This window comes from Bacillota bacterium, assembly GCA_040754675.1.
In the GTDB taxonomy this organism is placed as follows: Bacteria; Bacillota; Limnochordia; order Limnochordales; family Geochordaceae; genus Geochorda.
In genome coordinates, this window is sequence record JBFMCJ010000205.1 from 1 (window position 1) to 7129 (window position 7129).

The following is a 7129-nucleotide window of genomic DNA, read 5'->3' on the forward strand; positions in this document are numbered from 1 at the left end:
CATCTGCGAACTGGCCGAAAACCTCGACAGCTACGCCATCGGCCGGGTGCTCGAACGCCACCGCCAGGACCTGCAGGTGCTCGAACGCGACACGGCGCCGCTCGAGCGCGTCCGCCCGCCGTTTCCCCGCATCACGTACGACCGGGCCATTGAGATCCTCAGGGAGAAGGGTGTCGCCATCCAGTGGGGCAGCGACTTCGGGGGCGACGAGGAGACGGTCCTGTCGCAGGCCTTCGACCGCCCGGTCTTTGTCACTCACTACCCTTCCCACATCAAGGCTTTCTACATGAAGCCCGACCCGAACCGCCCCGAGGTCGTCCTGGGTGCGGACATGCTCGCCCCCGAGGGGTACGGCGAGATCATCGGCGGCGGGCAGCGCATCGACGACCTGGAGCTGCTCAAGTTACGCATCCAGGAGCACAAGCTGCCGCCCGAGGCGTACTCCTGGTACGTGGACCTGCGGCGATACGGATCGGTGCCCCACGCCGGGTTCGGCATGGGGATCGAGCGGGTGCTGGCCTGGATCTGCGGGCTTACGCACGTGCGGGAGTCCATCCCGTTCCCCCGCATGCTGTACCGGCTCTATCCGTGAGGGAGGACGCCGCCGGAGCGGCCCGACACCGCCCTGGCGGGCCGGCGCGTCTACTTTTGCCACAGCGAGGCCAGGATGAGGGCCACGGCCAGCCCCAGCGTTCCCATGCGCGTGGGGGACAATCGCCCCGCGCCCGCCAGGCCAACCAGCCCGAGGGCCGTTACCGACGCCAGCACCAGCGGGCCGATGATGCCGAGAACGCCGTTGATGCGCACTGCGTCCGCCACCCGGCCGGAGCGTGCCATGAGCACCGCCGCCGTGATCTCGACGGCGGCCGACAGCAGGCGCAAAAGTGCCATTCCGGAGACGATGCGTTCCTCAGGCATCGCGCGCCAGGCCCTTTCCCGGCATCCTCAAAGTGGCATCCTGCGTATGGCTATTCGAGGTCCCGGCCGGCCCATGCCACCCCCCCACGGCCGCGCGGCCGCTCGAAGATCCTGGAGGGGCCGGCACCTACCGGCGCAGGAGGAGAAGGCTTCAACCTTGGAGAGGGCTGGAGAAAGAGTGAACGCTGTGGTTTCCGGCCGGCGCCGCCGGCGTTCCGGGACCGGCCAGGTCGTGCTGTACGACGCCGCGACGGCGGTCCTGCTCCTGTTCCTGGCCTTTGCCGGGCTCGTCGCCCTCCTGAACGCGCGGCCCGCGGGCGATAAGGAACAGAGAGCAGGCCGCGTCGTCATCGTCGAACCCAGCCGCCCGCCCGGCCAGTCACGCATCCCGCCGGGGCAGCTCAAGAAGTACGGCTACGTGCGCGTCGTCACCATGACGCCATCGGTGGCGGCCCGCTACCGGGTGCGCTACCAGCAAGGCGTGCTGATCACGGAGGTCGTGGTGAGCGACGGCCCTGGTATGACGCTCCTGCTCGAGCGTCTTGACGTCATCGTGGCCGTCAACGGCGAGCCGGTCACGACGGAGGTGCAGCTGCGCACCCACCTCAAGCGCCACAAGGCAGACGAGTGGGTGAAGCTGACCGTCTGGCGTGATGGCCGCCTCATCACCGTGCTGGTGCCAGTGGAAGCGTTCGAGGTCTACCTCGAGCTTTAGCGCGCCAGCACCTGGTGGTAGACCTTCTTGCCCTTGCGCAGGAGCAGCCGGCCGTCCTTGAAGTCGCCGAGGGTCACGGTGTAGTCGATGCCGCCCACGCGCACCTCGTTGAGGTAGACGCCGCCCTGGGCGATGAGCCGGCGTGCCTCGCTCCGGGAGCCGGCGAGCCCGCAGCGCACCAGGAGCTCCGGGATGGCGATCCCGCCGGATAGCTCGTCCCGGCCCACCTCGGTCACGGGCGCTCCCTCGACCGCCCGGTCGAGCCCGCCCTGTTCTTCGAACAGCGCCTCGGCCGCCGCGCGGGCCTGCTCGGCGGCCTCCTGCCCGTGCACCAGGCGCGTTACCTCGAACGCCAGCACCTTCTTGGCCTGGTTGATCGCCGCGCCCTTCAGTTGGGAGAGGCGGCGCACCTCGTCCATGGGAAGCAGGGTGTAGACGGCCAGAAACTCGGGGACGTCCGCGTCCTCCACGCTCCGCCAGAACTGGAAGAAGTCGTACGGGCTCGTCTTGTTGGGATCGAGCCAGACCGCCCCCGCCTCGGTCTTGCCCATCTTGCGGCCGCTGGCCGTCACCGCCAGCGGACAGGTGAGGCCGTAGGCGCTGACGCGCTCCAGCCGGCGGATGAGGTCGGCGCCCGCCAGGATGTTGGACCACTGGTCGTCTCCGCCCACCTGCAGCCGGCAGCCGTGGCGCCGGTAAAGCGTCAGGAAGTCGTAGGCCTGCAGCAGCATGTAGTTGAACTCGATGAACGAAAGCCCGCGCTCCATCCGGCTGCGGAACGCCTCGGCCGTCAGCATCTGGTTGACGGAGAACTGTGACCCGATCTCCCGCAGGAACTCGATGTAGTTGAGCGGCAGCAGCCACTCCGCGTTGTCCAGCAACAGCGCCTGCCCGTTGGAGAAGTCGAGGAAGTGTTCGAGCTGGGCCTTGAACGCCCGGGCGTTTTGCTCGATGATCGAGCGCTCCAGGATCGGGCGGGCCTCGGTGCGACCGCTCGGGTCCCCGATCATGGCCGTGCCGCCCCCGACCAGTGCGATGGGCCGGTGGCCCGCCCGCTGCAGGTGAACGAGGGTCATGATGGGCCGAAGGTGCCCGACGTGCAGGCTGTCGGCCGTGGGGTCGAACCCCACGTAGACCGTCACCTGCTCCCGGTCGAGAAGGTCGGCCAGTTGGTCTTCGTGGGTGACCTGCGCCACGAGCCCCCGCTCTCGCAGGGTGCGCAGAACCCCCGGTGTGATCGGCATGCTGCGAAAAGCCCTCCTGCCCGTCAGCCGTCACGTATCATGGCAGGGGGAGGATGTCAAGCCGCGTCCGGCGCATTCCTCTGCAGCAATACCCGTAGGGGGCAGGGAGGGGGCTCCGCCGTGAGGGTGGTGGTCTTTGGGGGCGCGGGCGACATGGGAAGCCACGCCGTCAGGCTCCTGGCCCGGGAGCCTTCGGTGCACGAACTCGTCGTCGCCGACAAAAACGTCGACCGGGCGCGCCGCCTCGTGGAGGAGCTGCAGTCCGGCGCCGGCGCCTCGAGGGCTCCGGCGGACCGGCCCCTGCACCTCGAGGTCCGAGGCTTCGACGCGTTCGACCCGGCCCAGGTCCGCCGGGCGCTGGAGGGCGCCGACGTGGCCGCCTCGGCCCTGGGGCCGTTCTACCTGTTCGAGCGGAGGTTGCTGGAACAGGCCATCGAGGCGGGCGTTCCCTACGTGAGCCTTTGCGACGACCACGACGCAGCCCGCGCCGCCCTCCAACTCTCACCCGAGGCCGAGCGGCGATCCGTCACCGCGGTGACGGGACTCGGGTGGACGCCGGGGCTCTCCAATTTGCTGGCGCGCCTGGCTGCCGAGAGCGTCACCCGGGCGGAGCGGGTGCACGTCGCCTGGGCGGGCAGCTCGGGCGACTCCAGGGGGTTCGCCGTGGTGCTGCACACCATCCACATCTACACGGGGATGGTGCCGTCCTTCCGGGCCGGCCAGCCGGTCTGGGTGAAGGCTGGCTCGGAACCGGAGTGGGTGGAGTTCCCGGCGCCCCTGGGGCGGGTCGAGGTGCGCCACGTGGGCCATCCCGAGCCGGTCACGCTGCCCCGCTACCTGACGGGCGTGAGCGAGGTCACCCTCAAGGGCGGGCTCACGGAACTGTCGCTGGGGCGGCTTGCGGTGGCGGTCGGCCGTTCCGGGCTCACGCGAACGCACCGTGGCCGGCACTTCATCGCCTCGGCGATCAAGCCGCTCCTTCCCTACCTCGAACGCATCGGGCCCCGGGGCGTCGCCCTGTCCGGGGTCGTGGTGCGGGTGGAGGGCGATTGCGAGGGTGCGCCCTGCACGGCCACGGCCGGCGCGGTCGGGCACATGTCCGACCTGACGGCAACCCCGCTCGTGGTCGGGACGGTGTTGATCGGGTCGGGGCGGGTGCGCCGGCCCGGGGTTCACGCGCCGGAGGCCGATGAGTTGTTTGGCATCCCGGGGTTCATCGACGAGCTTCGCCGGCGAGGGCTTGCCATCGAAGGGCCGAAGGTGCGTTCGAAGGCCGGCGTGGCCCCCGCCGGGTAGTTCGCCCGGCTCGCACGAAGGAACCTTGCCCGGTTCGCACAGGGCGAGCAGGTCTCGTGAGATAGGGGGAGTCGGGTTGGCTGTGGATCTCCACCGCCCTCGGGCGGCCGCCGGAGCGGCGAGGCCGATGTTGGACGAGGCAGGGCGGGAGCAGGCCAGGGAGGCAGGGTTCGACCCGGACGCCCTGGAGCGCGCCTTTGGGGTCGTGGCGGACGCCGTCGAAACAGGCTCGGTTCCCGGCGCGGTGATGCTGGTGGGGCGGTCGAGCGGGGAGGGCGTCGGGCCGGTGGCGGTGGGCTACCGGGCCATCCTGCCGAGCCTTGAGCCGATGCATGGGGACACCATCTTCGACATGGCGTCGCTCACAAAGGTGATGGCCACGGCCCCGGTGGCCATGATGCTGGTGGAGCGGGGTCAGTTGCGGCTCGGTGCCGCCGTCGCCGAGTACCTGCCCGAATTCGCCGAAGGCGTCCCCGACGAACGCCGCAAGCAGGTGCGCATCTTCCACCTGCTCACGCACACCTCGGGGCTCCCGGCCTGGCGGGCGCTTTACGAGGGCTGCCCGGACCGGGACGCCTGCCGCCCGGCGATGGAGCGCCGCCTGCTGCAGACCCCCCTCGAAGCCCCACCGGGGACGCAGGTCACGTACAGCTGCCTCGGCTACATCACCCTGGGCCTCGTTATCGAGCGCCTGACGGGTGCGGGACTGGACAGCGTGGCCCGAAAGTGGTTGTACAAGCCGATGGGGATGGACGCGACCACGTACCGGCCGGACGAGAGCCTGCGGGAACGGTGCGCGGCCACCGAGTACTGCCCCCTGCGCCGGCGCGTCGTTCGGGGGGACGTGCACGACGAGAACGCCTACTTCTTCGGTGGCGTCGCGGGCAACGCCGGGCTGTTCAGCGCCGCGGCCGACACGGCGCGCTTTGCCCGCATGATGCTGGCGAAGGGGCGCTGGGGCGGACGGCGCATCCTGAGCGAGGCCGCCGTCGAGGCCATGACCCGCAACCACACCGCCCACCTCAACGAGGCGCGGGGCCTCGGCTGGGCCGTGCGGGCCACCAGCCTGGACTCCTCGTCGGGCGACCTCATGTCGCCCTCGGCTTACGGCCACACCGGCTTCACCGGCACGTCGCTGTGGGTTGACCCGGAGCGGGACCTGTTCTGCGTCCTGCTGACCAACCGCGTGCACCCGAGCCGGCAGAACGAGGCGCACACCAGCCTCCGTCCGGCCTTCCACAACGCGGTGGTGGCCGCGCTCGCCTGAAGATCTCGTTCAAGCCGTGCCACGAGCTGACAGGAGGTGTCGTCGTTGTCGCAGGGCAACTCAAGCCCCATCCGCAAAGTGGGCGTCATCGGGCTTGGCATCATGGGGACCGGGATGGCGCGCAATTTGCACCGGGCCGGCTTCGAGGTGGTGGTTTACAACCGCACCGCTGAACGCTCAAAGCCGCTCGCGCAGGAGGGGATGGCCGCCGCCGCCTCACCCCGGGAACTCGCCGGTCGGGTGGACGCGGTGCTGACCGTGGTGAGCGACATCCCCGCCCTCGAGGCCGTGCTGCTGGGGCCGGACGGGGCCTTCGCCGGCGCCCGCCCGGGGACGCTGTTCATCGACTCCAGCACGGTGACCCCCCAGGCGTCCCGGGCGATGGCGGAAGAGGCCCGGCGCAGGGGGTGTGAGTTCCTGGACGCGCCGGTGGTCGGGAGCAAAGATGCGGCCCGGGACGGGCAGCTCTACTTCATGGCAGGCGGCAGCGAAGAGGCCTTCAGGCGGGCGCAGCCGCTGTTCGGCGCGATGGGCCGCGGCGCCATCCACATGGGCCCTTCCGGCAGCGGTTCGGCCATCAAGCTGGTCAACAACCTCATCGCGGCGGTCACCATGGTCGCCCTGTCCGAGGGGATCATGGTGGCCGAGGCAGCGGGGCTCGACCCCGGGCGCGTGCGGCAACTCCTCTTCGACTCGGTGGTCGGCTCGCCGTTTCTGCGCTACAAGCTCCCGAAAGTGCAGGAGCGCGACTTCTCCACGCAGTTTGCGCTGGCGCTCATGCACAAGGACGTCCGCTACTTCCTGAAGATGGCAGGCGCCCATGACCGGCCGGTGCCCGTGGCCGCCCTGGTCGGGCAACTCTTCCGCGCCGCCGCCAGGGCCGGGTGGGCCGAGCACGACATGAGCGCCATCTTTGCCTACCTCAACCAGGAGCGCCCTGCGCCGTGAGGCCTGTCACCACTGCGACCGGATGGCATGCCGCCCGTTGAGGTGCCGCTCGGCCGCCATGGCAGAAAGCGCCCCGTCGGCGGCCGCGACCACGGCCTGCCGCACCTTGCGGCACAGCACGTCGCCTGCCGCAAACACCCCGGGCACCGAGGTCTGCAGCTGGTCGTCGACCTCGATGCAGCCCTCCTCGCTCGTGCGCACGGCGCCATGCAGGAAGTCGACGGCCGGGCGGTTGCCCTGCAGGTAGATGAAGACGCCCTTGACCGGCAGCTCCTCCGTGCCGCCGGAAGGCGCCGATACGCGTACGCCCTCGACGCGCCCGTTTCCGAAGACCTCGGTCACCTTTCGAGAGTACTGCACCTTGACGTTGGGCGCCTGTTCCAGCTGCCGCACCAGGGCCGGCTCCGCCTTGAAGCGGCTGCCGGGCAAGAGCACGTGCACCACCGAGGCGAACCGGGTCAGGTGCAGGGCCTCCTCCACCGCCTCGTCGTTGTCCCCGATGACGGCAACCTCCTGGCCGCGGAAAAACGTGGCGTCGCACGTGGCGCAGTAGCTGACGCCCCGGCCGGTGAACGCTTCTTCGCCCCGCAGGGCGTGCTTGCGCCCCATGGCCCCGGTGGCCACGATGACGGCCCTCGCCCGGTACGTGCCGGTGGAGGCGATGACCTCCTTTGGGTCCACCAGAACGTCCGCCGACAGCACCTGCGCCGTCACGATCTGCGCGCCGAACTGCTGCGCCTG

Annotated in this window: 8 protein-coding genes; 5 read left to right on the forward strand and 3 right to left on the reverse strand. The window is 70.2% G+C overall.

The annotated features are described in order from the left end of the window. Window positions 1-592 (forward strand): amino acid--tRNA ligase-related protein (locus AB1609_12470; protein ID MEW6047278.1); only part of this gene is annotated, 592 nt, incomplete at its 5' end. A 50-nt stretch (window positions 593-642) separates the two neighbouring features. On the opposite strand, the gene AB1609_12475 is transcribed toward AB1609_12470, so the two are convergent. Further along, the gene (locus tag AB1609_12475; GenBank protein MEW6047279.1) at window positions 643-918 is read right to left on the reverse strand and encodes a DUF2619 domain-containing protein; all 276 of its coding nucleotides are present in this window, start codon (window positions 916-918) and stop codon (window positions 643-645) included. Between the two features lie 178 nt (window positions 919-1096). On the opposite strand from AB1609_12475, the gene AB1609_12480 reads away from it, so the two are divergent. Continuing rightward, a complete protein-coding gene (locus AB1609_12480) occupies window positions 1097-1633 on the forward strand; it encodes a PDZ domain-containing protein (protein MEW6047280.1) in 537 nt (178 codons plus the stop codon). Here AB1609_12480 and tyrS read toward each other — a convergent pair. Next, window positions 1630-2877 carry a tyrosine--tRNA ligase gene (gene tyrS / locus AB1609_12485; GenBank protein MEW6047281.1) on the reverse strand — a complete coding sequence of 416 codons (1248 nt, stop codon included), beginning with the start codon at window positions 2875-2877 and terminating at the stop codon, window positions 1630-1632. The genes AB1609_12480 and tyrS overlap by 4 nt on opposite strands. Before the next feature lie 120 nt (window positions 2878-2997). On the opposite strand from tyrS, the gene AB1609_12490 reads away from it, so the two are divergent. The 3 genes from AB1609_12490 to AB1609_12500 all read left to right on the forward strand — a co-directional run bounded on the left by AB1609_12490 (window position 2998) and on the right by AB1609_12500 (window position 6388). Continuing rightward, window positions 2998-4173, forward strand: a complete 1176-nt coding sequence (locus tag AB1609_12490) for a saccharopine dehydrogenase NADP-binding domain-containing protein (GenBank protein MEW6047282.1) — start codon at window positions 2998-3000, stop codon at window positions 4171-4173. Between the two features lie 82 nt (window positions 4174-4255). Further along, window positions 4256-5440: a serine hydrolase gene (locus AB1609_12495; protein MEW6047283.1), complete on the forward strand. Its 1185-nt coding sequence runs from the start codon at window positions 4256-4258 to the stop codon at window positions 5438-5440. Between the two features lie 45 nt (window positions 5441-5485). Then, window positions 5486-6388, forward strand: a complete 903-nt coding sequence (locus AB1609_12500) for an NAD(P)-dependent oxidoreductase (protein ID MEW6047284.1) — start codon at window positions 5486-5488, stop codon at window positions 6386-6388. Window positions 6389-6394: 6 nt separating this feature from the next. Here AB1609_12500 and AB1609_12505 read toward each other — a convergent pair. Continuing rightward, window positions 6395-7129: FAD-dependent oxidoreductase (locus AB1609_12505; GenBank protein ID MEW6047285.1), on the reverse strand; the 735-nt coding region annotated here is incomplete at its 5' end.